Annotated in this window: 27 protein-coding genes; 15 read left to right on the forward strand and 12 right to left on the reverse strand. The window is 40.4% G+C overall.

Features of this window, described 5'->3' with window-relative positions; genetic code table 11:
• The first annotated feature begins 8 nt into the window (after positions 1 to 8).
• The 6 genes from glpK (at position 9) to MHI16_RS05005 (ending at position 8,328) form a co-directional block, all read left to right on the forward strand.
• Positions 9 to 1,505, forward strand: coding sequence for a glycerol kinase GlpK (gene glpK, locus MHI16_RS04980; RefSeq protein WP_058014440.1), 1,497 nt, complete (start codon positions 9 to 11; stop codon positions 1,503 to 1,505).
• Between the two features lie 139 nt (positions 1,506 to 1,644).
• Positions 1,645 to 3,306 carry a glycerol-3-phosphate dehydrogenase gene (gene glpD, locus MHI16_RS04985; protein WP_342498128.1) on the forward strand — a complete coding sequence of 554 codons (1,662 nt, stop codon included), beginning with the start codon at positions 1,645 to 1,647 and terminating at the stop codon, positions 3,304 to 3,306.
• Between the two features lie 196 nt (positions 3,307 to 3,502).
• Positions 3,503 to 5,248 carry a phospho-sugar mutase gene (locus MHI16_RS04990; RefSeq protein ID WP_144462490.1) on the forward strand — a complete coding sequence of 582 codons (1,746 nt, stop codon included), beginning with the start codon at positions 3,503 to 3,505 and terminating at the stop codon, positions 5,246 to 5,248.
• 151 nt (positions 5,249 to 5,399) lie between these two features.
• Positions 5,400 to 6,545 (forward strand): GAF domain-containing sensor histidine kinase, encoded by a 1,146-nt coding sequence (locus MHI16_RS04995; RefSeq protein ID WP_058014437.1) that lies wholly within the window; start codon positions 5,400 to 5,402, stop codon positions 6,543 to 6,545.
• A complete protein-coding gene (locus MHI16_RS05000) occupies positions 6,542 to 7,192 on the forward strand; it encodes a response regulator transcription factor (RefSeq protein ID WP_058014436.1) in 651 nt (216 codons plus the stop codon). The genes MHI16_RS04995 and MHI16_RS05000 overlap by 4 nt, the downstream gene beginning before the upstream one ends.
• 251 nt (positions 7,193 to 7,443) lie before the next feature.
• Positions 7,444 to 8,328, forward strand: a complete 885-nt coding sequence (locus tag MHI16_RS05005; RefSeq protein ID WP_058014435.1) for a GNAT family N-acetyltransferase — start codon at positions 7,444 to 7,446, stop codon at positions 8,326 to 8,328.
• 35 nt (positions 8,329 to 8,363) lie between these two features.
• On the opposite strand, the gene MHI16_RS05010 is transcribed toward MHI16_RS05005, so the two are convergent.
• A complete protein-coding gene (locus tag MHI16_RS05010) occupies positions 8,364 to 8,612 on the reverse strand; it encodes a YhdB family protein (protein ID WP_024426598.1) in 249 nt (82 codons plus the stop codon).
• Positions 8,613 to 8,740: 128 nt separating this feature from the next.
• Here MHI16_RS05010 and MHI16_RS05015 point away from each other — a divergent pair, with 128 nt between their 5' ends.
• Positions 8,741 to 9,124, forward strand: coding sequence for a YqzG/YhdC family protein (locus tag MHI16_RS05015; protein WP_058014434.1), 384 nt, complete (start codon positions 8,741 to 8,743; stop codon positions 9,122 to 9,124).
• Between the two features lie 196 nt (positions 9,125 to 9,320).
• Here the strand turns inward: MHI16_RS05015 and MHI16_RS05020 are convergent, their stop codons facing one another.
• The gene (locus MHI16_RS05020; protein WP_058014433.1) at positions 9,321 to 10,796 is read right to left on the reverse strand and encodes a catalase; all 1,476 of its coding nucleotides are present in this window, start codon (positions 10,794 to 10,796) and stop codon (positions 9,321 to 9,323) included.
• 160 nt (positions 10,797 to 10,956) lie between these two features.
• Complete coding sequence (locus MHI16_RS05025) at positions 10,957 to 11,388, reverse strand: Rrf2 family transcriptional regulator (protein ID WP_058014432.1); 432 nt, start codon at positions 11,386 to 11,388, stop codon at positions 10,957 to 10,959.
• Positions 11,389 to 11,571: 183 nt separating this feature from the next.
• Between MHI16_RS05025 and MHI16_RS05030 the strand changes: the two genes are divergently transcribed.
• A complete protein-coding gene (locus MHI16_RS05030) occupies positions 11,572 to 12,771 on the forward strand; it encodes a globin domain-containing protein (RefSeq protein ID WP_058014431.1) in 1,200 nt (399 codons plus the stop codon).
• Positions 12,772 to 12,847: 76 nt separating this feature from the next.
• Positions 12,848 to 14,263, forward strand: a complete 1,416-nt coding sequence (locus tag MHI16_RS05035; RefSeq protein ID WP_058014430.1) for a SpoVR family protein — start codon at positions 12,848 to 12,850, stop codon at positions 14,261 to 14,263.
• A gap of 48 nt (positions 14,264 to 14,311) precedes the next feature.
• Here the strand turns inward: MHI16_RS05035 and MHI16_RS05040 are convergent, their stop codons facing one another.
• A complete protein-coding gene (locus MHI16_RS05040) occupies positions 14,312 to 15,676 on the reverse strand; it encodes an alkaline phosphatase (RefSeq protein WP_058014429.1) in 1,365 nt (454 codons plus the stop codon).
• A 354-nt stretch (positions 15,677 to 16,030) separates the two neighbouring features.
• Between MHI16_RS05040 and MHI16_RS05045 the strand changes: the two genes are divergently transcribed.
• The gene (locus MHI16_RS05045; RefSeq protein ID WP_058014428.1) at positions 16,031 to 16,864 is read left to right on the forward strand and encodes a C40 family peptidase; all 834 of its coding nucleotides are present in this window, start codon (positions 16,031 to 16,033) and stop codon (positions 16,862 to 16,864) included.
• 132 nt (positions 16,865 to 16,996) lie between these two features.
• Here MHI16_RS05045 and MHI16_RS05050 read toward each other — a convergent pair whose 3' ends face one another.
• The 3 genes from MHI16_RS05050 to MHI16_RS05060 are packed head-to-tail and all read right to left on the reverse strand — an operon-like array spanning position 16,997 to position 18,817.
• Positions 16,997 to 17,287, reverse strand: a complete 291-nt coding sequence (locus tag MHI16_RS05050; protein WP_003212420.1) for a hypothetical protein — start codon at positions 17,285 to 17,287, stop codon at positions 16,997 to 16,999.
• Positions 17,275 to 18,333: an anti-sigma factor gene (locus tag MHI16_RS05055; RefSeq protein WP_058014427.1), complete on the reverse strand. Its 1,059-nt coding sequence runs from the start codon at positions 18,331 to 18,333 to the stop codon at positions 17,275 to 17,277. The genes MHI16_RS05050 and MHI16_RS05055 overlap by 13 nt, the downstream gene beginning before the upstream one ends.
• Complete coding sequence (locus MHI16_RS05060) at positions 18,326 to 18,817, reverse strand: sigma-70 family RNA polymerase sigma factor (protein ID WP_003211938.1); 492 nt, start codon at positions 18,815 to 18,817, stop codon at positions 18,326 to 18,328. Before MHI16_RS05060 ends, MHI16_RS05055 begins: the two co-directional genes overlap by 8 nt.
• Before the next feature lie 370 nt (positions 18,818 to 19,187).
• Here MHI16_RS05060 and MHI16_RS05065 point away from each other — a divergent pair, with 370 nt between their 5' ends.
• A complete protein-coding gene (locus MHI16_RS05065) occupies positions 19,188 to 19,790 on the forward strand; it encodes a 1-acyl-sn-glycerol-3-phosphate acyltransferase (protein WP_058014426.1) in 603 nt (200 codons plus the stop codon).
• Between the two features lie 40 nt (positions 19,791 to 19,830).
• On the opposite strand, the gene MHI16_RS05070 is transcribed toward MHI16_RS05065, so the two are convergent.
• A complete protein-coding gene (locus MHI16_RS05070; RefSeq protein WP_034620023.1) occupies positions 19,831 to 21,162 on the reverse strand; it encodes a hemolysin family protein in 1,332 nt (443 codons plus the stop codon).
• A 58-nt stretch (positions 21,163 to 21,220) separates the two neighbouring features.
• Entirely contained in the window at positions 21,221 to 21,661 is a 441-nt protein-coding gene (locus tag MHI16_RS05075) for a MerR family transcriptional regulator (protein ID WP_144462489.1), read from the reverse strand.
• Positions 21,662 to 21,995: 334 nt separating this feature from the next.
• Between MHI16_RS05075 and MHI16_RS05080 the strand changes: the two genes are divergently transcribed.
• Both MHI16_RS05080 and MHI16_RS05085 read left to right on the forward strand, forming a co-directional pair.
• Positions 21,996 to 23,378 (forward strand): hemolysin family protein, encoded by a 1,383-nt coding sequence (locus MHI16_RS05080; protein WP_144462488.1) that lies wholly within the window; start codon positions 21,996 to 21,998, stop codon positions 23,376 to 23,378.
• Between the two features lie 90 nt (positions 23,379 to 23,468).
• The gene (locus MHI16_RS05085) at positions 23,469 to 23,861 is read left to right on the forward strand and encodes a hypothetical protein (protein ID WP_058014424.1); all 393 of its coding nucleotides are present in this window, start codon (positions 23,469 to 23,471) and stop codon (positions 23,859 to 23,861) included.
• Here MHI16_RS05085 and crcB (MHI16_RS05090) read toward each other — a convergent pair.
• Genes crcB (MHI16_RS05090) through MHI16_RS05100 form a run of 3 tightly spaced genes read right to left on the reverse strand, consistent with a single transcriptional unit; the run spans position 23,858 to position 25,341 of the window.
• Positions 23,858 to 24,223, reverse strand: coding sequence for a fluoride efflux transporter CrcB (crcB, locus tag MHI16_RS05090; protein WP_144462487.1), 366 nt, complete (start codon positions 24,221 to 24,223; stop codon positions 23,858 to 23,860). The genes MHI16_RS05085 and crcB (MHI16_RS05090) overlap by 4 nt on opposite strands.
• Complete coding sequence (crcB, locus tag MHI16_RS05095) at positions 24,224 to 24,619, reverse strand: fluoride efflux transporter CrcB (protein WP_058014422.1); 396 nt, start codon at positions 24,617 to 24,619, stop codon at positions 24,224 to 24,226. It abuts the gene before it with no gap.
• A 5-nt stretch (positions 24,620 to 24,624) separates the two neighbouring features.
• On the reverse strand, positions 24,625 to 25,341 hold the full coding sequence (locus MHI16_RS05100; RefSeq protein WP_144462486.1) for a glycerophosphodiester phosphodiesterase family protein: 717 nt from the start codon (positions 25,339 to 25,341) through the stop codon (positions 24,625 to 24,627).
• A 292-nt stretch (positions 25,342 to 25,633) separates the two neighbouring features.
• Between MHI16_RS05100 and MHI16_RS05105 the strand changes: the two genes are divergently transcribed.
• Both MHI16_RS05105 and MHI16_RS05110 read left to right on the forward strand, forming a co-directional pair.
• Positions 25,634 to 25,735 (forward strand): YhdX family protein, encoded by a 102-nt coding sequence (locus MHI16_RS05105; protein WP_008359843.1) that lies wholly within the window; start codon positions 25,634 to 25,636, stop codon positions 25,733 to 25,735.
• Between the two features lie 164 nt (positions 25,736 to 25,899).
• The gene (locus MHI16_RS05110) at positions 25,900 to 26,988 is read left to right on the forward strand and encodes a mechanosensitive ion channel family protein (RefSeq protein WP_268466925.1); all 1,089 of its coding nucleotides are present in this window, start codon (positions 25,900 to 25,902) and stop codon (positions 26,986 to 26,988) included.
• Positions 26,989 to 26,994: the final 6 nt, after the last annotated feature.

Genomic DNA, 26,994 nt, shown 5'->3' on the forward strand with positions numbered 1-26,994 from the left:
AAAACATCATGACAAAAGAAAAATATATTCTTGCATTAGATCAAGGGACAACAAGCACAAGAGCGATCTTATTTGATCAAGAAGGCAAAATTGCACATACAGCTCAGAAGGAATTTAATCAATACTTTCCGAACCCAGGCTGGGTAGAACACAATGCAAATGAAATTTGGAGCTCTGTTCTATCGGTCATTTCAACTGCTTTAATTGAATCAGGAATTGAAGCAGACCAAATCGCTGGTATCGGAATTACGAACCAGCGTGAGACAGCGGTTGTTTGGGATAAACATACAGGCGCACCTATTTACAATGCCATTGTTTGGCAGTCAAGACAAACGTCTGGCATTTGTGAAGAGTTAAAAGAACAAGGACACAATGAAACGTTTAGAAATAAAACAGGTCTTCTCATTGATGCTTATTTCTCAGGTACAAAGGTAAAATGGATCTTAGACAATGTAGAAGGTGCCCGTGAGAAAGCAGAAAATGGTGACTTACTGTTTGGCACAATTGATACTTGGCTGATTTGGAAGATGACAGGCGGTAAATCACACGTCACAGATTACTCCAATGCGTCCAGAACATTAATGTTCAACATTTACGATTTGAAATGGGATGAAGAATTACTTGATATCCTTGGCGTACCGGCTTCTATGCTTCCAGAGGTGAAACCATCTTCACACATTTATGGTGAAACAACAGACTATCACTTCTTTGGCAGAAATATTCCGATTGCAGGAGCGGCGGGAGATCAGCAGGCTGCTTTATTCGGTCAGGCTTGCTTTGAAGAAGGAATGGCGAAGAACACATATGGTACAGGATGTTTCATGTTGATGAATACAGGGGAAAAAGCCATTAAGTCGGATCATGGTTTATTAACGACGATTGCATGGGGCATTGACGGCAAAGTTGAATATGCTTTAGAAGGAAGTATTTTCGTTGCTGGCTCAGCGATTCAATGGCTGCGTGATGGACTCAGAATGTTTAAAGACTCGAAAGACAGCGAAGCTTATGCAGAGCGCGTTGAGTCAACAGATGGCGTATACGTCGTTCCGGCATTCGTTGGTCTAGGCACACCATACTGGGATAGTGATGTCAGAGGCGCTGTGTTTGGGTTAACACGCGGTACTTCTAAAGAGCACTTTGTCCGTGCAACGTTAGAATCACTTGCTTATCAAACGAAAGATGTGTTAGATGCGATGGAAAAGGATTCAAACATTTCATTAAAAACATTGCGTGTTGATGGCGGAGCTGTAAAGAATGATTTCTTAATGGGCTTCCAAAGTGATTTACTGGATGTGCCTGTAGAGCGTCCAGAAATTAATGAAACGACGGCACTCGGTGCGGCCTATCTTGCGGGAATAGCAGTTGGCTTCTGGAACGACCGTTCAGACATTGCAAAACAATGGAACCTTGACAAGCGCTTTGATCCTAAGATGGAAGAAGACAGCCGTGACTCGTTATACAGCGGGTGGAAAAAGGCTGTAAAAGCAGCTCAAGCTTTCAAATAAACCAAAAGTATGGTATACTTCAAGTAAGTTAATAGAACGGTTGGAGAACTGGAGAGACCGCAGGCACCGAAGTGTAGAAATACGCTTTGGGTGTTTGCGGTCTCTTTTTCTTTACCGTACAATATGGGAGGAACAAGAGATGACTTTTTCTAGCTTAGAAAGAGAACAAATGCTGCAGGAAATGACAATAAAACCATATGATGTGTTTATCATTGGTGGGGGTATAACAGGCGCGGGTACAGCACTTGACGCGGCTTCACGAGGAATGTGTGTCGGTCTTGCAGAAATGCAGGATTTCGCAGCAGGTACGTCTAGCCGCTCAACGAAACTAGTGCACGGTGGACTTCGTTATTTAAAGCAATTTGAAGTGAAAATGGTCGCAGAGGTCGGTAAAGAGCGTGCCATTGTATATGAAAATGGTCCTCATGTGACAACACCAGAATGGATGCTTCTTCCGATGCATAAAGGCGGCACATTCGGTAAGTTTTCAACATCCATTGGGCTTAGAGTGTATGACTTTTTAGCTGGCGTCAAGCATAGTGAACGTAGAAGCATGCTAAGTGCGAAGGAAACACTTGCAAAAGAACCGCTTGTGAAAAAGGACGGTTTAAAAGGCGGAGGCTACTATGTTGAATACCGTACAGACGATGCACGCCTTACAATCGAAGTCATGAAAGAGGCTGTGAAATTCGGAGCAGAAGCGGTCAACTATGCGAAAGTAAAAGAATTTATTTATGATAAAGGCAAAGTGGTCGGTGTTGTCATTGAAGATGTCATGACGCAGAAAACCTACGATGTATATGCGAAGAAAATCGTCAATGCGACAGGTCCGTGGGTCGATCAGCTAAGAGACAAGGATCACTCAAAAGAAGGGAAGCACTTACAGCATACAAAAGGGATTCACTTAGTATTCGACCAATCAGTCTTCCCATTAAAACAAGCGATCTACTTTGACACACCTGATAAACGGATGGTCTTTGCGATTCCAAGAGAAGGCAAAACGTACGTTGGTACAACAGATACAGTGTACAAAAAGCAGCTGGAACATCCGCGTATGACAAAAGCAGATCGTGATTATGTCATCAAAGCGATTCAATACATGTTCCCTGATCTCAATATTACAGAAAAAGATGTAGAATCTAACTGGGCTGGTCTTCGTCCACTTATTCATGAAGAGGGCAAAGACCCTTCAGAAATTTCTCGTAAGGATGAAGTGTGGACATCATCTTCAGGCTTAATCACCATTGCTGGCGGTAAATTAACAGGCTACCGCAAAATGGCTGAGCACATTGTGAATCTTGTACGTGATGGACTAAAAGAAGAAACAGGCAAAGACTTTGGACCATGTAAAACAAAGCATATGCCAATTTCAGGCGGTCATGTAGGCGGATCAAAAAATATGGCTGCCTTTGTCCAAGCGAAAACAGCAGAAGGAGCATCTGTTGGTTTAACAGAACCAGTTGCTCAAAAACTTGCCGAAAAATATGGCTCAAATGTCAGCAGTCTTTTCAAACGTGTAGAGCAGCTTCAAGGTGAAGCAGACAAACGAAACATTCCAGCGTATGTACTCGCAGAGCTTGTCTATGCAATCGAAGAAGAATTAGCTGTTACCCCTGTCGATTTCTTCTTAAGAAGAACAGGAAGTCTATTATTTAATATCAACTGGGCAAAAAAATATGCACAGCCTGTCGTTGATTATATGGCAGAGCGTTTTGGCTGGGATGAAGCAGTCAAACAGAAGCATCAAACAGAATTAGATCAACTATTCCATGAAGCAGTTGTACCGCTTGATGCTGAATAAAAGAAAAGCCGCTAAGGGCTAAAATCAAGTATATTTTAGCCCTTTGTCAACAATCTGAAGCCGATCATGTATCGGCTTTTTTTATTTGTTCATCATTTTCTTCATCTCCCAACGATATAGCATGACATAAAGGTTGATTCCATATAAAATAACAGGAGAGGTTATTTTATTGATGATAAGAGCTGGGAGGACGACCATGAGTTGGAAGACGAATTATGAGCGATGGATCAATGAGAAGCACCTGGATACTGAGCTAAGGGAATGGCTGGAGGCATATCAAGATGATCAACAAGCACTTGAAGACTGTTTCTACAAAAACCTTGAGTTCGGCACTGGAGGAATGCGCGGGGAGATTGGTGCTGGCACGAACCGAATGAATGTGTACACGGTTCGTAAAGCATCTGCAGGCCTTGCTGCGTATATTGCGAAACATGGAGAGGATGCAAAAAGAAGAGGCGTCGCCATTGCATATGATTCACGCCATAAATCGCCTGAATTTGCGATGGAAGCAGCCAAAACTCTTGCTTCACAGGGCATCCAAACATACGTATTTGACGAACTGCGTCCAACACCAGAGCTCTCCTTTGCTGTTCGAGAGCTGAATGCATCTGCTGGGATTGTCGTAACAGCAAGTCACAATCCACCAGAATATAATGGCTATAAAGTATATGGAGAAGACGGCGGACAGCTGCCACCATTTCAGGCAGATCAAGTCATTCAAGAAGTAGATGCAATAGAAAATGAACTGTCGATTTCAGTTGATTCAGAAGAAACGTTAAAACAACAAGGTCTGATCAAGATGATCGGAGCAGAAATCGATCATGCTTATATTGGAAAATTAAAAACGATCAGTGTCCACCCTGAGCTGGCAGGTGAGGTCGATGTTAAAGTCGTTTTCACACCGCTTCATGGTACTGCCAACCAGCCTGTCCGAAAAGGACTTCAAGCTTTAGGCTATCAGCATGTAACCGTTGTGCCTGAACAGGAAAGACCAGATCCGCAATTTTCAACAGTGACATCACCAAACCCAGAGGAGCATGCAGCATTTGAGTATGCCATCAAGCTTGGCGAAAAGCAGAATGCCGATATCCTCATTGCAACAGACCCAGATGCGGATAGGTTAGGTATTGCGGTCAGAGATCATGATGGAGAGTTTACCGTCTTAACAGGCAACCAAACAGGAGCCCTATTGCTCCATTATTTATTGTCTGAAAAACAAAAGCTTCGTCAGCTGCCGCCTCGTCCTGTTGTGATGAAAACGATTGTCACAAGTGAGCTCGGGCGTGCTGTTGCTTCCGCATTTGGTGCCCATACGATAGACACACTGACCGGCTTTAAGTTTATCGGAGAAAAAATCAGGCAATTCGAAGAGAGCGGAGAATACACATTTCAATTCGGATACGAAGAAAGCTATGGCTATTTAATCGGCGACTTTGCCCGAGATAAAGATGCGGTGCAAGCAGCGCTGTTAGCTGTCGAAGTTGCTGCTTTCTATAAAAAACAAGGCAAGTCCTTGTACGATGCGCTTGTTGATATTTTCAAGGAGTTTGGATTTTACCGCGAAGGGTTAAAGTCGTTAACCTTAAAAGGAAAAGAAGGAGCAGAGCAAATTTCAGCGATCCTTCATACCTTTAGAACAAATCCGCCAGCTGCTATTGCGGGTCAGCGCATCACTGTCATCGAGGATTACCAATCAAGTCAAAGACACCTCGTTTCCGAAAAGAAAGAAGAAACCATTCATCTGCCAGCATCAAACGTGCTGAAGTATTTTCTTGAGGATGGCTCGTGGTTCTGTTTAAGACCTTCCGGCACAGAGCCTAAAGTGAAATTTTATATGGCTGTCAAAGGTACATCGTTAACAGATAGCGAAGAAAAGCTGAAGCATTTGTCAGAAGAAGTGATGAAAGTCGTTTATGAAATCGTGGAAGAAACAGCTAAATAAACAAACAAGGCCATCGTGTGAATGCATGATGGCTTTTTCTCCATCAAAAGGATGAGAAAAAATCATCCTTTTAGAGAAAGAACCGGCAGAATGCTCATGATATAATGAGCGTAATGAAAAGAGAAGGCAGCAAATGCCGGGGGTAAACAGTATGGGAGAATACCAAGAGAAGGTTGAGACATTAAAAACGTTAAAAGAAATTGCTGAAAAGCTAAATGAAGGCACGGAAATGAAAGATACGCTTCATGAAGTGCTCCATATGCTGATGGATATCACAGGCTTTCACTCAGCATGGATTTATTTTATAGAAAAAGACGGCTCGTATGAACTGATGGCAGAGGTCTCCTTACCCGAAGCGCTGGCAAAGCATCAAAAAGAGCTCATGTGCCAAAACGATTGCTATTGCATCAATCGATACACAAAAGGCTCACTCCAATCAGCCACAAACATTATGAATTGTAAACGCATCGAAACGGCGATGAAAAAGCAGCTCGGGGATACTGAAGGAATTACGCATCATGCGACGGTTCCCCTCAAAGCATGTAAGCGTACGTTCGGATTATTGAATGTGGCGGCAAAAGGAAAAGTCACATTTACGCAAGAAGAATTGAACTTGCTTGAAAGCATTGCGCTTCAAATTGGTACGGCTATTCAACGGATGAAGCTTGTGCAAAACGAACATCAGCATGCTCTTTTGGAAGAAAGAAACCGGCTTGCACAGGACTTGCATGATTCCGTTAACCAAATGCTATTTTCAGTTAGTCTGACGGCGAAAGCCGCCCGTCAAATGACAAACGATCAGAATTTAGGGGAAATGATTGATTTTATTCAGCATTTGTCACAAGATGCACTGGTTGAAATGCGGTCACTCATTTGGCAGCTAAGGCCAAGAGGACTTGAAAAAGGATTCACAACAGGGATTCAAGAATATGCAAAGCTTTTAGGACTACGCTGTACATTATCGTTATCAGGCTGTATGGAGATGGATCATACCCAGCATGAAACGTTGTTTCGAGTGTGCCAGGAAGCGCTGAATAATTGTCAAAAACATGCGGAAGTAGAGGAAGTTAAGGTCCAGCTTGAACAATCAAAAGACACGTTTGAGATGAAAATCATCGACCACGGAAAAGGGTTTCAGTATGACGAGCAAATGAGCCTTCCTTCACTCGGTCTGAAAGGGATGTCTGACCGCATCAAAAGAGCTGGAGGGACATTTTGTATAGAGTCTGAGCTCGGTAAAGGAACCACTATTCAAGTAAAGGTGCCATTTTCTCAAGAAAGGAAGGGGTCGTCATGAGAGTCGTCATTGCAGATGATCATCATATTGTGAGAAAAGGACTTGTGTTTTTCCTGCAGACACAGCCTGACGTTGAAATCGTTGGTGAGGCTTCTAATGGAGAAGAAGCATTAGAAATTGTCAGACAAACGCGCCCTGACATCGTTCTCATGGATTTATCGATGCCTGTAATGAATGGCATTGAGGCAACGAAACAAATGACGCTGGAAATGCCTGATACCCGCATTGTGATCCTGACAAGCTATGCGGATAAAGATTATGTTATTCCCGCCATTCAAGCAGGGGCAAAAGCCTATCAGCTCAAGGATGTAGCGCCAGAAAAACTTCTTACGACAATGATTGACGTACAAAAGGGCACCTATCAATTAGATAGTCATATCACCAATTTTCTTGTGCAGCATTTAACTGAGCCAAAAGAGCAAAGATGGGAGTTAATGAAGGAGCTGACCAATAGAGAGCGAGATGTCTTATTCGAAATTGCAAAGGGGAAAAGCAATAAAGAAATTGCCTCATCCTTGTTCATTTCTGAAAAGACTGTCAAAACGCACGTATCTCATGTATTATCAAAACTAGAGCTGGGAGATCGTACCCAAGCGGCTCTGTATGCAGTGGATTATCAAAAAAGTCAGCCCAAAGAGCTGCTATAACAGAAGGGAATTTAGTCGTTATGCTAAAACTTTTAAGCGCACATTCAGTTCAATGAATTGAATAAAAAGAGCACAGTTGTTGGTTTATTTGACGTGCCCTTTTGCGTGATAAGAGAAGCATGTTCAGTCTAATTTCTATGTGATAAACGTTAAAAGACTTGATGAGTATATGCTCATCAAGTCTTTTTTTATTTTGAAGGTGGTGATAAACCGGCTGACTAGAGGTGAAATGATAAAAGGAGGAAATGAGCATGGACACATATGAATTAGTGAGTGATTATCGCCATGATAACGAATTGAAAGAAAGCTTTAATCAATTAGCGATCAAAGCTTTTGATTTGGATTTTAGTGACTGGTACAAAAGAGGATATTGGGATGAAAAATATATTCCTTATTCCTTTGTTCATCACGGGAAAGTGATCTCAAACGCTTCCGTTTATCTCATGTCACTAATCATTGATGGCGAAACGTATCGAGCTGTTCAAATTGGCACGGTGATGACGGATCAAGCCTACCGCAACAAGGGATTAGCGACAAAGTTAATGCAGCATATTATGGATACGTACGAACATGACTGTGATTTGATTTTTCTTTTTGCCAATGAAACTGTACTGGACTTTTATCCGAAATTCGGCTTTACCCGTTACCACGAAAGTGAATTTAGTCTCGATATCGGCAAAAGCGTCATTCAAATAAATAAGGACATGCGCTTCAAGCAGCTAACATTGGAACATGACCTGCCATTACTTGAACAGTTCGCAGAAAAACGTCAAACGGGTTCAATGAAATTAGATGCTGAGGATCATGGCAGCTTATTAATGTTCTACTTTACATTGGTTTGGCCGGATGCCATTTTCTATATTGAAGCATTGGATACGATTGTCCTGATGAATGAAGAAAATGAAACCATACATGTCTTTGATATCATTTCTCTTGAGCCACAAAATATAGAGGAAGTTGTTGCACATATTATGAATGAAACGACGAAAAAAGTGATGTTCTATTTTACACCTGATACGTCAATTGACGGCTTACATACGGTGAAGGCGCCAAATGATGAGGATGCGCTGTTTGTTTATACAAAACAAGATTGGGTCAAAGACCATTTTATGCTTCCAATTACTGCGCACTGCTAAATGTATGTAAAAAGGCTGATCATCAGCCTTTTTCTTTATGTGTACATCGGTTGTGAATAAACTTCAGAAGCAGCAGCCTCTGAAGCATGGTCAATGTACTGCAGGAGCCCATATAAACATTTTTCAACATCGGCATCGTTTCGGTTAAATTGATACGCGTGTAAGAAATGCTCAATACGTTTCGAGAGCAAGTCATCTTGCGTACGTACCATAAGAATAAGTAAATTATCCCACTGCGAGCGATGCGTATAATAAAGTGCTTTATCATAATCCGCCACATTCATTAAACCTTCTCCTTTCCCTTGAGAAGTCCTCATTAGTTTGCTCGGAACATATCGACATTTTCAGGGGAAAAGTTGGTGTCCGCATCAATCGTGTACCGGGAATTATAGGCTGAATAAATGCTTCATGTATGAAAATGGATCGATCAGCAAAACATAAACAAAATATACATGAAAGTGAGATCAATGATATCATGCAGCCGAAATGGTGGGTGCCGTTTGTAGCGGGAATGGTTTTGTTTGGCAGTTTCATGATCCATCCTGCAACAAATGCAGCGATGCAGCCTGTTGAAAATTGGGAAAGACTTGCGTATACAGCGCTGCAAGAGGAATATGAAGGCGCCGCTTTAAACGATTATCAATATATCGGGCGTACACAAGTAAATGAAGATCAGACAAAAGATGTCTTTCGCGTCACCGTGAAGGAAGGCTCAACGCTTTTTGCTGCGCATGCAGAAATCTATTTTCACCCGGTCAACGGTCATTTGATTAGTATTAACGTATTCCGGCTATAAAAAAAGCACCTCTATTAAAGAGGTGCTCCAGCGTGGAGACAAACCATTGCATTGTCCTGTGTGCTGGTGCTCACATCATAAATGCGTGCCAATACTCGTCCTTCCTAGGGCTGCAAAGGTTTTCTATTCCGCTGAAAAGAAGACAAAGGGGCTAAAATCAAGATCATTTTAGCCCTTTGTCAACATTCTTAAGCCATTATTTCATGCTTCCTTGCAGGTATGAGCGGATATCTACGCCAAGTGAATCGGCTAATCGTTGTCCATAATCTTCATCTGCACGATAGAAGTTGCAGATCGCAAGTAATTTTGTTTTGTCATTTACGTCTTTCAGGTCAGCTGTTAGGTTTTTGATCAATGCTTGTTTCTCTTCTTCTGAGTAGCTTCGATATTTTTCCCCAGCTTGTTTGAAGTCGTTTGGTTTTTCAATTTTTTGTCTCACCATTCGATCACCGTGAAGAACTTGTTCGCTTTCTTTGTAGTGAGGGTTTTCTTTTGGCTGATCATCGTAACGGTTTGGTTCATAGTTAATATGACCGCTTGGACGAGTCGTTGTCATAAAGCCATCCTGCTGATTATTGTGTACAGGTGCATAAGGACAGTTCACCGGAATACGCATATAGTTGGCACCAAGACGATGACGCTGCGTATCTGGATATGAGAACAGACGGCCTTGAAGCAGTTTATCTTCAGATGCTTCAATTCCTGGAACAAGTGCACTTGGTGTGAAAGCAGATTGCTCTGTTTCAGCAAAGAAGTTCTCAGGATTGCGGTTCAGTGTCATGCGTCCTACTTTTTGAAGCGGGTAATCTTCTTCGCTCCATGTCTTTGTAGGATCACAAGGATCATAATCAAGATCATCATAATCGCTCAGCGGCATCAACTGCACATATAAGTCCCATGCCGGGTAGTTGCCATTTTCAATGCGGTCATATAAGTCTCTTGTCGCATGCTGGAAATCATTTGCTTGGATTTCTGCTGCTTCTTCCATTGATAAATTGCGAATACCTTCTGAAGGTCTCCAGTGATATTTCACATATTTTGTTTCTCCATATTTGTTGACCCATCTAAATGTATGCACACCAGAACCGCGCATTTCAGCATAGCTCGCAGGAATTCCTTCATCAGAGAAGAGCCATGTGAGCATATGAGTGGATTCAGGTGTTAAGGTCATAAAATCCCAATAACGGTCAGGATCTTGAATATTGGTTACAGGATCTGGCTTGAGAGAGTGAACCATATCAGGGAATTTCAATGCATCACGTATAAAGAAGATCGGCAAGTTGTTACCAACTAGATCATAGTTGCCTTCTTCTGTGTAAAATTTGACAGCAAAGCCGCGCGGATCACGCAATGTTTCAGGTGAACCTTTAGGATGAATAACGGTTGAGAAGCGAACAAAAACATCTGTCTGTTTTCCTTCTTCACTTAAGAAAGCAGCTTTTGTATGTTTCTCCATGCTATTTTCAACTTCAAACACACCATAAGCGCCGGCGCCTCTTGCATGAACGACACGCTCTGGAATACGTTCACGATCGAAGTGTGCAAGTTTTTCAATCAAATGGTAATCATCAAGAAATGTAGGTCCGCGGTGACCAGCTGTTCTTGAGTTTTGGTTATCGCCAACAGGTACGCCTTGGTTCGTTGTCAAATTTTTATGATTTGAATTTGTCATTCTTTTTCTCCTCCTGTAAACAAAAAAATGGTTTCTAGCAATCTATATACCCTAATTATATTGAATCAAACATGATAGTCAATATCTATTTATAATAATTTTAAATTAATTATTATTACAAGGAGGTAAAGAAAAAGACGAAAGAATAGAATTCTTTCGCCTAAAGGAGGAGCTCTCTAAGAGCATCTTTGTTTTGAGTTAAATCTTTTAATGTGTATTGGTCAAGTACGCGCAAGTAAGCAGTAAGTGCTTCATGAAGTACATGCTTTAATGAACAAATCGGGGAGATGATACAGTTGTTTTTGCTTGGATCAAAGCATTCAACCATGACTAAATCATCCTCTGTATAACGGACAACCTCTCCAATGTTAATGCTTTCTGGGCTTTTCCCAAGCCTAATCCCGCCATTTCGCCCACGTATTGTTTCTACATACCCGCGTTTTCCAAGATGGTAAATCACCTTTGTCAGATGATTTTTAGAGATGCCATAAACATCGGCGATCTGCTGAATATTTGACAGTTCATTGTTCTCTCTTGATGCTAAATAAATGAGTACTCTTAATGAGAAATCTGTATAATTCGTTAGTTTCATTTTGACGACCTCTAAACCTGATAGAGTTTTGTATCATCGTAACACACTTTAGACAAAAACTGTTCGAGAAAGTGTTAAATGTGACAACATTTAAAACATGTATTATAAATATTGCTTTTATAAGCTGTCATCCATTACGATAAAGATGTATTTAAAATACATCTTTTGAAAGAAGGAATAACGATGTTATCTAAAGATCAAATGAATGCCATTAAACAATCAGCCCCTTTATTAAAAGCCGAGGGAACCAAACTTGTGACTGTTTTTTATCAAAATATGATTCGTCAGCATCCAGAGCTACTCAATCAATTTAATAAAACAAACCTTATGAACGGAAGTCAGCCAGAGGCGCTTGCTGCAACACTATACCAAGCTGCACTGCATATCGATCGATTAGAAGAATTACTTCCTGCGGTCAAACAGATTGCCCATAAGCATGTCAGTGTGATGGTCAAAGAAGAGCAATATCCAATCGTCGGATATCACCTAATTGAAGCGATGAAAGAAGTGTTTGGTTTAACTGAAAAAGATGACACACTTTTAGCTTGGAAGGCAGCATATGACATCATTGCGAATATCTTTATTACGATTGAAGCAGAAATGATGGAGAAGAATGTAAAAAAAACAGGCGGATGGTCAGATGTGAAACCGTTTGTGATTAAGAAAAAAGTGCAGGAATCTCCAGCACTGATCTCTTTTTATTTAGTACCAGAAGATGAGTCAGAGCTGCCAATGTTTGAAGCCGGCCAATACATTACGGTTCAGGCAGATATGCCGGGTGAGGCTTATATGTGCAGCAGACAATACAGCTTATCAGATCAGCATCATCCATCTTATTACCGCATCACAGTGAAGCGCGATGGTCATGTGTCTACATTTTTGCATGATGAAATGGAAGAAGGAGACGTTCTTCAAGTGAGTATGCCGCAGGGAATGTTCTGCTTGCAAGAAGACACAAAAGAGCCTGTTTATTTCATTAGTGCGGGTTCTGGCATCACACCAATGATCGGTTTATTGAAAACAGCAGCGCAAAACAGCCAGCCATTTACAATGATTCATGCAGATCGATTAGAGGATGTCACCGCTTTTGAACATGAATTTGAAAGTGTTCTAGCTTCAGCTCCGCATGGTCGCATCCTCTTATGTAATGAACAATTTGCGCAGTCTGGTAAAGGTGAGCTTGTTGAAAAGGCAGCTTCCCGCATTGACCGTCCATTCCTTCAATCAGTGGTTGGAGAAGGGAAGGGGCAATTTTATCTTTGTGGTTCCCCGGTGTTTACACAAGAGATGATTTATATACTAAAAGAGCTGGGAATTCCAGAACAGAATATACATTTCGAGTCATTCGGGGGGCAGTCCACAAAAGAAATGGAAGTCGTCTAAACGAATGGCGGAACATCATGTTTTTTTAGATGCGCTCATATAGTAGGGATAAGTCCGATGAGGAGGGATGGTTTCCTTGAGCGTATCAGAAAAACGTCTTTTACAAAGAGCCATTGATGAAATTACAGAAATTGCAGAAGGATTTGGTCTAGATTTTTATCCGATGAGGTATGAAATCTGTCCCGCGGAAATTATTTATACGTTCGGTGCATACGGAATGCCAACACGATTCAGTCACTGGAGCTTCGGGAAACAATTTCATAAAATGAAGCTTCATTATGATTTAGGATTAAGCAAAATTTATGAGCTGGTCATCAATTCAAATCCTTGCTACGCCTTTCTACTTGATAACAACACGCTTGTTCAAAATAAATTAATTGTGGCTCATGTACTGGCTCACTGTGACTTCTTCAAAAATAATTGTCGTTTTCAAAACACAAAACGAGACATGGTAGAAAGTATGTCAGCAGCGGCAGAGCGGATCAAGGAATATGAGCACCTTCATGGAACAAAAGAAGTTGAATCCTTTTTAGACGCCGTATTGGCCCTTCAGGAGCATATTGATCCGTCTCTTGTACGTTCAAAACTAAGCTGGAATATCGGCGATGAAGAAGAATATGAAGATGACAAACCAAAGCGTCAGACGCCGTATGATGATTTGTGGGGAATGGATGAGCCGAAAATACGTGAGAAAAAGAAAATCGCCAAGCCATTTCCGCCAAAGCCGGAAAAAGATATTTTACTCTTTATTGAGGCGCACTCCCGGGAGCTAGAGCCGTGGCAGCGTGACGTCCTCACGATGCTGAGGGAGGAAATGCTCTATTTTTGGCCGCAGCTAGAAACAAAGATTATGAATGAAGGCTGGGCATCGTATTGGCATCAGCGGATTATGCGAGAGCTTGATTTGGATTCAAGTGAATCGATTGAGTTTGCCAAATTAAATGCTGGCGTGGTGCAGCCGTCAAAAACGGGCATCAATCCTTACTATTTAGGTTTGAAGATTTTTGAAGATATCGAAGAGCGCTATGACAACCCATGTGAAGAATTAAAAAAGGCAGGGGTGACAGAAGGATCAGGCCGCAGCAAAATGTTTGAAGTCAGGGAGATTGAATCAGATATTTCCTTCATTCGAAATTACTTAACAAAAGACCTTGTGATGAGAGAAGATTTGTACTTGTTTCAAAAACAAGGGAGAGATTATAAAGTCATCGATAAAGAATGGAAGGCTGTTCGTGATCAGCTAGTCAGCATGAGGGTCAATGGCGGTTTTCCTTATTTGACCGTGATGGATGGCGACTATTTAAAAAACAATGAACTCTATATTAAACATTGGTATGAGGGCATTGAACTAGATTTGAAATACTTAGAAAAAGTACTCCCTTATTTGCATCAGCTATGGGGAAGAAGTGTGCATATCGAATCCATTCTTGAAGGAAAAGAAGTCATGTTTTCGTATGATGGAAAAGGAGTTCATAGAAAATATCTCGCATAAAAAAATCAAAAAAAGATGTCTCTGAGCAGACATCTTTTTTTGCCGATTTTATTGGTTTTTCAGCAGTTTGAAAATGTGTTTTGCTTGATCGGTGTTTTCCATCAGACCTTTTAGCTTTTGGCTTGTTGGGCCATACGCAAAGAATGGCACTTCATCACCCGTATGACCTGATGTGGTCCAGCCTGTATGAGATCTCACGTTGATCACTTCTTCAATCGCATCATCAATTTTAACAGCATCCTTTGTTTCAGCAGCCTTTTGAATGGAGGCCATTTCTTCTTTTGTGAAATCAAGATCGATATATTGTTTAAGCGCTGATTCAACAGTCATGCCACTGACGATTTTGTTTGCGATAAAATCAGGGGTCTTTTTCGCTGCTTTTACCGGTTTATAATCCCAGCTGCCCGAGCCGTCTGCCCCAAAGGAGAGTCCGCCAGTTGAATGATCGGCAGTGGTGATGACTAACGTATTTTTATCCTTTTTTGCAAAACGAATCGCTTCTTCAAATGCTTTTTCAAAATCCTTCATTTCACTCATGGCACTCACAATATCATGATCATGGCCTGCCCAGTCAATTTGGCTGCCTTCAACCATAAGGAAAAAACCATTTTTGTTTTTAGACAGCTGTTTAATGGCTGAGGACGTCATGTCTTGCAGGGAAGGGGTCTTTTTATCACGATCAATCGCTTTATCAAGACCGCCATCTGCAAAAATGCCTAACACCTTTTGATTTTTGTTTTTTTGTAAGGCCTCTTTATTGGTGACATAATCATAGCCAGCTTGCTTAAATTCCTTCGTTAAATCACGATCCTTTCGGACAAAATCGACGAGACCTCCGCCAAGCATGACATCGACTGTATGCTGTTTACCGATTTTTTCATCGAAGAAATCATCAGCGATGGATGCTGTGTTTTTTCTCGATACATCGTGAGCCGCATACGCAGCAGGAGTGGCATTTGTTAATTCAGAGGTCACGACAAGTCCCGTAGATTTTCCCTTCCGTTTTGCTTCTTCTAGAACTGTTTTTAATTTTTTGCCCTTTTTATTTACACTTATTGCATTGTTGTAAGTCTTTTTACCAGTTGCCATAGCTGTACCAGCTGCGGCAGAATCAGTGATATTGCTTTTCGAATCATTAGGGTATGTTTTGTGCATGCCAGTGAGGTAAGGGTCAAACGCTGTTTGTTTTGAAAGGTCTCCGTTGTGCTTAAATGAACGGTACGTTGAAAGATACGGTGTTCCCATGCCATCCCCGATCAGCACGATCACATTTTGCACGTCATTTTTGGGCTTCTTTTTAGCCTCTGCTTTGTCCGCTTGTCCAAATTCAATTCCTGAAAAAATGCCAATCGATAGCACAGATGCTGCCGCCACTGCAGCGATTTTCGTTTTCGAGCTTTTCAACACACTCATTCATTTTGCCTCCTCATTGTTTATGTATCGCTCTTACGTTTACAATGGTAGAGCAGAATTGTGGATTCCCATTTACAGGATCGTAAAAATCCCTTTAAAATTGTAAAGGTCCACTTTACATAGAATGAGCCAAAAAGAGAAATGAATGTATCATTTATCCATGACAAGATGCATTTATTTTGTCATGATTGTGTAATGAAAATGAAATATAAAGAACCCTAAAAAAAAATAAATTTTGCCGAATTAATAAGCATAATGTCGTAGGAAGTCAAGACTATTTCTTCTGGTATTTGATCCTTATAATAGTAAGTAGATAAAAATTCGGATCACGATAGATACATACAGGAGGAACAAATGAAAAAACAATTGATCACAGCTGCAAGTGCAGTTCTACTTGGGACGACATTATTTGCCGGAGCTGCCTCAGCACAATCAGTAAAAGTTCAAAAAGGTGACTCTCTTTCTGTTCTAGCGAAAAAATATAAGACAAGCGTGAGCAAGATTAAATCAGACAATAAGCTGAAATCTAACACGATATATGTTGGACAAACGTTAAAAGTAAATGGTACTGCCGCAAAAAAAACAACGAAAACATCAAAAACAACAACAAAAGTAAAAGCGGCGTCAGCGACAGCCACTCATAAAGTTGTGAAAGGTGATACATTATCGAAAATCGGCAAAAAGTACGGCATGACTGTAAAAGAGCTGAAATCGTTAAATAAACTCAAAACAAACCTGATCAAAATTGGTCAAAAGCTAAAGGTCAAAAAGACGTCTAAAAAAGTAAAGACAACACCTGTTAAAGAAAAAACAGTTTCTGTTTCTTCTTTAAACGCGTCTAAGCTTGTTGCGGATGCTAAAGCGTACAATGGCACACCATATAGATGGGGTGGAACGACACCAAAGGGCTTTGATTGCAGTGGATTTATGTGGTATATCATTAACAAGCAAAAAAAGATTTCAAGACAAACAACTGAAGGTTTCTGGGGATCAATGAAAAGCGTATCTTCTCCAAAGGTTGGCGATTTTGTGTTCTTTACAACATATAAATCGGGTCCATCTCACATGGGTGTCTACATTGGGAACAACAAGTTTATTCATGCTGCTTCCGATGGTGTGACGATCAGTGATATGAATTCAAGCTACTGGAAGCCGATTTACCTTGGAGCGAAAACATTTGTGAACTAATTTATTTTAAAAGACTGCTTATGAAGCAGTCTTTTTTATTTGCGCTGTAGAATGAAGAAAATAAATCGATAGAAAAAGCCCGTGTTACTTGGCATTAGTCAAGTAACACGGGCTTTTCATTTTGAGAGCGGCTTAAAAGCCTAATTGAAGATCGACATCGATCGATACGATGGCATAGACACATAAAATGACAAAGATATTCAGTACGACACCGAGGAACCCAGGGCCCGTACGGCCTTTTTTAATGAACAGTTCAATTATGCCAAATGGAACTGCGGCCATTGCAAAAGGGAGCATCTGAAAAGAATAAAATGTCACATTACTGATAATGGCGAGGTTCAGCATGAGCAGGGATAATATCGCTGTACCGACAGAAATCCAGCCAAATACATTATGCTCTTTAAAAATTCTTACCAATTCCATAATTCCACCTCGCTCACTTTTGCCGTTTTAATGCGTTTTGTCTTCACAAATTTCTCGATTTCTTTCGAAGGACCTGTGATTACAGAGCCATAAATCGTGACACCATTTTGGTTGATATAGCGTATTCGGTTTGACAGATCCAATTCAGGTCTGCCAGAGATCGTTTTTGCCCAGGTTGGGTGCTGATTGACATAAGCAAGGGCATCTTTAAATTGATCTACCTCTGTTTTTGATGTGTGCTGAAGCTCTTTTAAGAATTCAGAGTCTCTCCCAGGAAAGCCAATTGGCCGCTGATTCCCGCTTAATGAATCCTCTGTTTTAATCGCATTCCAGAGCACTTTCATATCATATTTTTTAGCAAAGGAATAAACGTCCTTTGGTATATACGCTTTGTCATAGGAGACATACACTTCACTGACTGTTCCTTCAGGAAGCTTGTCTAAAGTAGTGAGTGTTTGTTTTTTTGATGCATCTGCCTGAGTAGAAGGATGGGTAAAGAAATCCTCTGTCTCGCGTGCGCTGTCACCATAATATGAGATCGTAGGCTGCTTTAATTTATCGAAGAACATCTCGATTTGCTCACTGCCAATGGCTTCTGTTTTATTGCCAATTTGTTTTTGCAGCTTCAGTTCTGTGTTCATTCCAAAAAGCTTGACTTGGCCTTTTAAATCTTTCATTTCAATTGCCACGTTTGGTTTCGTCAAAGCGACTGTTACAGCGGCTGTTTCCATGAAATGATTCCCTTTGCTCTCTGCTCCGCCAACGCCGTAATATAGATAACTTCCTAATGTACAAAGCGGTAAAATAATAAGTGTAGAGATGACAGCAAGTACAGAAATACGTAAATAAGACTTTCTTTTTCCGTATTGCAAGATGGCTTTTTGCTTTTCAGGACTGATGGAAAAATCGGTCCAATCCGAGTCGTTCAGTTCCTGACTTAAGCGTTTTTCGTTTTCTTCAAGCTCTTCTTCAAACGCCATCATTTCTTCCTCGTTCATCTCACCATTATTATATTGTTCCCATCGCTTGTTAAACTCTTCATTCATCATTAACACCTCTGTTATATAGTGCTTTTAGGCGCTGCCTTGCACGAAATAAAACACTTTTAAAATTTGCTTCAGTAATATTCATGACCTTGGATGCTTCCTTGTAATTCAGTTCTTTTAAATAATACAATGTCAACGCTTCCTTGTAGTTATCTGGAAGCTGTTCCAAATACATGTTGAGGACTTCTTTTATTTCAACCTGTTCAGCAGGGCTTTGTACAGACGTTTGTAAAAGGCCGCCAATAAGATCATCCGATATGGTCACTTCTTTTTTATGTTTCCTGACATAATCAATAAAAGCATTTCGTGCCACCTGAAATAACCAAGGTTTCACTTTGCTATGGTCGTAGGAATGAATATGTATATAAGCACGCATAAAGGTTTCCTGCAATAAGTCTTCTGCCAAATGTTTGTCTTTTGTCATGGAGAGCAGAAACCTGTAAACATCGTTCATATACATTTGATAAATTTCATCGATCGTCACTGATTTTTCTCCCCTCTATGTTATAAACGCATAAGAAAGGCATAAAGTTGCACGAAACTTCTCAATACCGTACAATACTCATCTCTTTCGCCGAATCAAAATCATTTCTCCTTATCATAGCGAAATTTGCGCCATTTATAAAGCATTTTCAATAGAACAAATCAGGAAAAAACCTTAAAAAACGACAAAATTGGACACAATTCTTCTTCTATTCTCTCCTAAAACCATAGACCTGAATACAGAAAGAACGATGATTCTGAACGAAAAATGATGTGATGGTTTGATTGTTTCAAAAAAATTAGTACCAGGTAATAAAAAATTTGTTATAATAGAAACAAATCCTTCATTTTTCAAACAAAGGAAGTGCACTATGTATAAATTTTCAGGCTATACCATTAAAGTATTATTTACTCTCCGAGGCGGAATCAAAGTATATCAAAAAGAGAATCTGCCAACGGATCGGGGATTTGTCATTGCATGTACACATGAGGGTTTTGTGGATGTTCTTGCATTAGGCGCAGGGATTCTTCCGTTTGAGATCCACTACATGGCGAAAAAAGAATTGTTTGCAAACAAATGGATCGGTGGATTTTTAAAGAAGATTCATGCCTTTCCAGTTGATCGAGAGAATCCTGGGCCAAGCAGTATTAAAACGCCCATTAAATTATTAAAAGAGGGAAAGATCGTTGGGATTTTTCCAAGCGGAACACGTACAACAGAGGATGTACCTTTAAAAAGAGGTGCGGTTACCATTGCGCAGCTCGGTAAAGCGCCAATCGTTCCAGCAGCGTACAAAGGGCCGTCCAATGCGAAAAGTCTTTTCAAAAAGGGGAAAATGCGCTTAATTATTGGTGAACCGATTGAGCAGTCAGAATTTGAGCATCTGCCGCCAAAAGAACGATTAGGTGCCATGACTGAAGTATTAAACACGAGAATTAAAGAACTTGAAGCTCAATTAATGGAAAAAGGATAAGAAAAACGACCGCTTGCTTTGGCAAGGGTCGTTTTTTTTCTTAAGAAGCGCCTTCTTCAGCGGCTTCTGCTAATTGTTCATTTAACTTTTTGACTTCGATATATACCACATGGTGTCCATCGACTTCATTAATGATAAATTCATAGCCTTGTTCACGAATGGTGTCATTTTTCTCAACTTCATATTTCTGAGTAAGGAACCAGCCGCCGATCGTATCGACTTCTTCGTTATCAAGCTGCGTACCTAAGAGCAGGTTGACTTGATCAACTAGGACCTTTCCATCAAAGATGTAATGGTCTTCTCCAAGTTTACGCACTTCGTTGATTTCATCCATATCGAATTCATCACGAATTTCACCGACGATTTCTTCAAGGATGTCTTCTACAGTCACAAGACCAGCTGTACCGCCGTATTCATCTGATAAAATCGCCATGTGTACACGTTCGCGCTGCATTTTGAGCAATAGATCATGTACAGGAACGGTTTCAATTACATGAATAATTGGATTGACAAACTTTTCGATTGTATCACTTGTAGAACACTCACCGCTAATGCAGGCAGTGAGAACCTCTTTAATGTTCAGAACACCAATCATATTATCTTTATCGCCATCTTCAATTGGATAACGTGTATATTTCTCTACCTTAGTCACCTTCAGCATTTCTTCAATGGTAATATCATGAGGGAAGCTGACAACTTCGGTACGAGGAATCATAATTTCTTTCGCCAGACGGTCATCAAATTCAAAAATTTTATTTACATATTTGAATTCAGACTGGTTAATTTCGCCGCTTTTATAGCTCTCTGATAAAATAATCCGCAATTCTTCTTCAGAGTGCGCCATGTCATGCTCAGAAACTTGCTGAAGACCGAACGCTTTTGTTAACAAACGAGCAGATCCATTTAATACCCAGATAAACGGGAACATCACTTTGTAAAAAATCATGAGCGGTCTAGCAAAAAGAAGAGATACTTGCTCTGCCTTTTGAATGGCGAGTGTTTTTGGTGCAAGTTCTCCAACCACAACGTGTAAAAACGTCATAATACTAAACGCAATAATAAAAGTGACAATAGAACTAGCTGATTGAGGAATGGACAGCTCTACAAATAGTGGAGCAAGCATGTGCGCAATTGTTTCTTCCCCTAACCAACCAATACCAAGGGCGGTAATGGTAATACCGAGCTGACAGGCTGACAGATACTCATCAAGGTGAGTCGTGACATGCTTGACAGCAACTGCTGTTTTATTACCTTCTGCGATTAACTGATCAATTCTTGAGCTTCTTAAGCGAATGATCGCAAACTCTGATGCAACGAAAAATGCGGTTAAAGCTATAAGCAAAGCAACTATAAGTAAATTAACTATGTCCAATTAAGGCCTTCGTTCTGACTTTGAGAACGAAGGTAACACCTCCTGTTTAGTAAAAATTTTAACTTAACAGCAGTAAAAATGATTGGACAGCCGTCATCTTTTCAGGTGTAAGCTGTTCTTTTAATTTTTCACGTTGTTCTGGTTGAAGCTGCTTACAACGTACTAAAATGCGGTTCATATATTCGTTCATCCGATCGATATCAGAGGTTAAATGGACAAGTTCATCAGGATCTTCCTTTTGAGAAGGGAATTGTTCATCTAATCTGGATTTGATGTCAGAAAGAGCCAATCTCTGCTGTTTGCAAAGAACGATTAATTGTAATCGTTTTAAAGCATGTTCATCGTAATAACGATAATTTGAGCAAGATCTAACAGGCGCAAGCAACCCTAGATTTGTATAATAATCTACAGTACGTTTCGTCACCTGTGCAATCTGTGCTAGTTCACCAATACGATACTTTTTCTCAGCCCCATCTGAACATCTCCTCCTAACCGTCACGTTATAGTTTATGAAAATAGTTTAATATAATTCTAGTCTTAAATACAAGTTAATTGTTCATATTTCTTGCCGATATGAAGAGGAGAGAGGGATTTCTCAGTCTAAATGGTCCTGTCAAATTTCACATAGTGATACAGGAATTTTCAGATTATTTATGGTAAGATAAAATGAAGACCGTTTCATATATATGTAGAGAAGCGGATTTATACGTGAACCGGAGGTGGTTAAGTGGGGCCCTCAATATAGTCTTATTTAATCAGTTAACCGTTTTGCAAAACATAACATCATCAATCAGGAGGTGACTCCTTGTTCTTCTGAGAAAGAGCAAGGTTAAATGGACGATATTGTTAATCTGAGTATAGTCGGTGTTTTGATTGCTTTAACAGCTTTCTTTGTTGCATCTGAATTTGCCATAGTAAAGGTGAGAAGCTCAAGAATTGATCAGCTTGTTGCCGAAGGGTCCAAAAAGGCCATCGTGGCGAAAAAGGTGACATCAAGGCTGGATGAATATTTGTCAGCCTGTCAGCTCGGTATTACAGTGACATCCCTTGGTTTAGGGTGGATTGGTAAGCCAGCTGTAAAAGAACTTTTGGTTCGAGGTTTCGGTTTGACAAACATTCCTGATTCAGCAATCAGCCTGATCTCAGCAACACTTGCGTTCTCTATTATTACCTTTTTGCATGTAGTCGTCGGTGAGCTTGCACCAAAAACACTGGCGATTCAAAAGGCGGAAAAAATGACGCTCTGGCTGTCAGGCCCGCTGCATGCATTTTATATCCTAATGTTCCCTTTCATTTATGTGTTAAACGGGTCAGCTCGGGTTCTAACCAAAATGATGGGCATCGATATGGGGTCTGAAAAAGAACATTCCCATTCTGAGGAAGAATTAAAGATTTTATTATCTGAGAGCTTAAAAAATGGGGAAATCAACCCATCAGAATATAATTATATGAACAAAATTTTCGACTTTGATAATCGAATTGCCAGAGAGATCATGGTCCCGCGGAGAGAAATTTGTGCCATTCCAGAAGATATACCGCTAGATGAGATCCTCTCCATCATGACGCAGGAGAAGTATACACGCTTTCCTGTGTTTTCAGGCGATAAAGACCATGTCATCGGCATGCTGAACAAAAAGCAGCTCTTTGCAGATCTTGTGTATCAAGTAGAAAAGGATCAATTGAAGATTCAAGATTATATATATCCAGTGATTGAGGTCATTGACACGATTCCTATTCAGGAGCTTCTCGTCAAAATGCAGCGCGATCGAATGCATATGGCGATTTTAACCGACGAATATGGCGGAACGTCTGGACTTGTCACAACAGAAGATATATTAGAAGAGATTGTTGGCGATATTCGAGATGAGTTCGATGAAGATGAGCAGCCGGTTATTCAAAAAAGAGCCGATCATCATTATGTTTTAGATGGCAAAGTCAGATTAGATGAAATTCAAGATTTGATCGGAATGTCATATCATGATGAAGAAATTGATACAATAGGCGGGTTAATCTTAAATGAGAATATTGATATCCGAGAAGGACAATCCATTTATCTTGATGATATTCGGATGAAGGTCTTGGAGATGGATGGACGCTATGTGAAAAAGATCGACCTGAAGAAAGGCGTCACCTCATCAGAAAAAGGAAATGCACGCATAGGGCGTGATATAAAAGAGCCGCTGTTAGTAAACGAAATGACCTTGAGCGAAAAATAAGCTCAAGGTTTTTTTGGGTATTTAGTCTCTTTTTACGAATGCTTGTTCGGGTTATAATGAGAACAAACGTTCGATATAAGGGGGATGAACATGCTTTGGTATGAAACAGCAAGTATCACGGAGAAAAAAAACTCAATGAAACGAATTGAGTTTCATTTGAAGAACTTCAAAAATTACCAGGCGGCGATTTTAAATATCGAAAGACAGCTTGAAAAAAGAAGTACGCATCATTTGGATCACACGACACGGAAGAAGTTAGAAGAGCAAAAAAATCAGTATGAACTTATCGTTGCGTGTATTGAAACAGCACTAAAAGAGTTGGATGAGATAGAGAAGCAGCTCATCGATTACAAATACTTTCGTGATTGGCGTATGGCCAAGTGTGCGATGGAAATCGGCTACAGTGAAAAAACCCTCTTTTTAATGAAGCGCCAGCTTATGGATCAACTGCTCATCAGCTTAGCCGCTATTACCAATATTTAAAAAAGGTGTTGTCCTATTTGATAGAACGCAGAAAAGAGACAGAAAGACCCGATGATTGTCATCAATAAGTAGACAGCAAGTTTTCCGATTTGCCGCTGCTCTAGCATGGTTGCAGACTCTACACTAAATGTAGAGAATGTTGTAAAGCCACCGAAAAAACCTGTTCCAATGATCACAAGCAGCGGATGATTGGCAGTCATGGCACCTGTCAGTATACCTAAACCGGCAGCACCTAATAAGTTGATGAGAATAATACTGTACGGGAAACGAGCATGAGACTTAGATTTCTGTATCGTTTGGCTAATGAAAAAACGAAGGGCGCTGCCAATCCCGCCGGCAATAGCTGTATATAAAACGATCATTTAACTGCCTCCTCTCTGCTGCTTATTTTGATGAAAGAGCCGCTGAGCTAACATTAGTCCACATAAGGCAGCGGCTACTCCGACAATGACTGAGAGCAGGGTGTAGATCACACTTGAAGTGAACTGCCCAGTCTGTAATAAAAGAATCGTTTCTTTTGAAAAAGTGGACATTGTCGTAAAACCTCCGCAAAATCCTGTTCCGATCAAAGCGGCAAGATATTTTTTTCTCTTATGGAACATAAAATATCCTGTTGAAAAACCAAGAAGCAGACTGCCTGTCACGTTTTCAATTAGCGTTGCATAGGGGAATGTTTGGCTGACAACAGATTGGCTTAGTTCATATCTGCAAAGTGTCCCAATCAGTCCGCCAATAAATACGGCAAGATATGCTTTCATTTACATCATTTCTCCTTTAGAAAAAATGGCGGGTGATCCGTCACGACACCATCAACGGGATATTTTTTGATCCGATCAGCTGTTTTTTGATCTTTCACAGTCCATATAAACACATCCATCCCGAATGCGTGGATGCGGTCTATCCACCATCTATTGATCATCGTTTTCTTCAAATTAAGACAATTTGCAAACGTGCTGTATGCCGTTAACTTTCTTTTCGTCAGTTTAAATGCATTAGGCTTTATAATCAAAGCTGTTCGAAGAGAAGGGGCGAATGCTTTGATTCTTTGCAGTGCATGATCATCAAAAGATTGAATCATGATGTGACGAGAATAGGCAAAACGATTGATGATGTCGGCAACTGCCTTTTCAATTCCTATCTGTCGTTTTGGATGTTTGATCTCGATCAATATCCCAATCCGCTGGCTGTATCTTTCAAGAATTTCTTGTAATGTTGGAATTCGTTCATTCGTGTACTGTTGGTCAAACCAGCTTCCTGCGTCCAGTTTTTTCAGCTGATCAAGTGTATAGCTTTTGACGAAGCCGTTTCCGTTCGTCGTTCGGTCAACTGTATCATCATGGATCACGACGACGTGCTGGTCCATTGTGAGCTGTACATCTAATTCAATATAATCTGCACCCTGCTGAACAGCTAAATCAAACGCAGCGATTGTATTTTCTGGGGCAGCGCTTGATGACCCTCTATGCGCGATAATATACATATGCTCCAGCTCCCTGACGTAAGTTCTGGTCTTATCATATCAAATGCTTTCCCGTTTTTCCTTCTTTACTATATGGAGGGAAGAAGAGCAGTATGTAAGGATGAACGGCATGTGCCGAGAAAGTATGAGGTTTCAAATATGAAAAGTTACAGGAATATACCAAGCCATGATTGAGTAAATCTGAAGTACATCAATTTTTTCCAAATCGTCAGCGTTCGCCAAAATATTAGTGCTTTCGTCATGTTGACTGAAAATTCTGATGTTTTATAATGATGAAAAGGAGGCGAGATGATTGGGTAAAGGGAGAATTAGAGTGGAAGAACGTATTAAGGTCGAAACGGATGCTGAAATGTTTAAAGCGACTCTCCTTGATCAGGCTCAGAAGAAAAAGTAGTTTGCTGCCCGTCGATATGTCTCTAGCCAAAATTTCATAATTGAACATCATGCCTCGGGACTGGTCCCGAGGCTTTTTAGATAGAGGTCAGACATTTATGAGAGGACATAAACGAAGGTTATATTATAAACTAGAGAGGATTGTTTTAAAGGAGAGAGACAAACATGTTTACACAAAAATGGATGGATACATATTTTACAGTAGATGTTGCGATCCAAATCGGCATTAGCCTTTGTATTTTATTGCTTTTTTTATTGCTTCGGAAAGTATTTACGAAGTACTTATTTCATCTTCTCTTTAGGCTGACCAATCGGTCTGAAACGGAGGTCATTAACCAGATTGTTGTGGCATTCGAAAAGCCAGCCAGACTGTTTTTTGTCGCACTTGGGTTATATTTTGCGTTAAGACAGGCACCATACTTTGAGCATCATATGGATGTCATCGTCAAATTATATAGATCCTCTATTATATTGATGCTGACATGGGGGCTTTGTAATTTAACCGCAGCTTCTTCTTTCTTATTTCAAAAAGTAAATTCGAAATTTGAATTAGAAATGGATGATATTTTAGCACCGTTTTTATCGAAGGTATTTCGTTTCATTATCATTGCACTAAGTATTAGTGTGATTGCACAGGAATTTAATTATGATGTAAATGGACTTGTGGCTGGTCTTGGTCTAGGGGGGCTAGCCTTTGCGCTTGCTGCACAGGATACGGTGGCGAACTTTTTTGGAGGAATCGTCATCATTACAGAGAAGCCTTTTACAATGGGCGACTTTGTGGAGACGCCAAGTGTTCTTGGGACTGTCGAGGACATTACATTTCGAAGTACAAAATTTAGAACACCTGCTGAAGCAGTCGTGACAGTTCCGAATTCTACGCTTTCAAAGGAACCAATCACGAACTGGACGAGAATGAATAAACGCCAAATAACGTTTTCCGTACGTGTATCCTACAATACACCAAAGGTAAATCTGGACCATTGTATCAAACGACTCAAACAAATGCTTTATGAGCATGATGGGGTGCACAAGGAGACAATCATGGTGAATCTCGATGTACTGGCAGACAGTTATTTGAATTTATTTTTCAACTTTTACACAAACACGACGGCCTGGGCTGAAAACCTAGATATCAAACAGGACATTAACTACCGGATCATGGATATCTTCCATGAAGAAGGTGTAGAATTTGCCTTCCCTGGACAGACCATTTACATGAAACAAAAAGGTGAAAAACAGCTGAGTGAATAAAGGAGG

Source organism: Bacillus sp. FSL K6-0923 (assembly GCF_038630825.1).
In the GTDB taxonomy this organism is placed as follows: Bacteria; Bacillota; Bacilli; order Bacillales; family Bacillaceae; genus Bacillus; species Bacillus pumilus.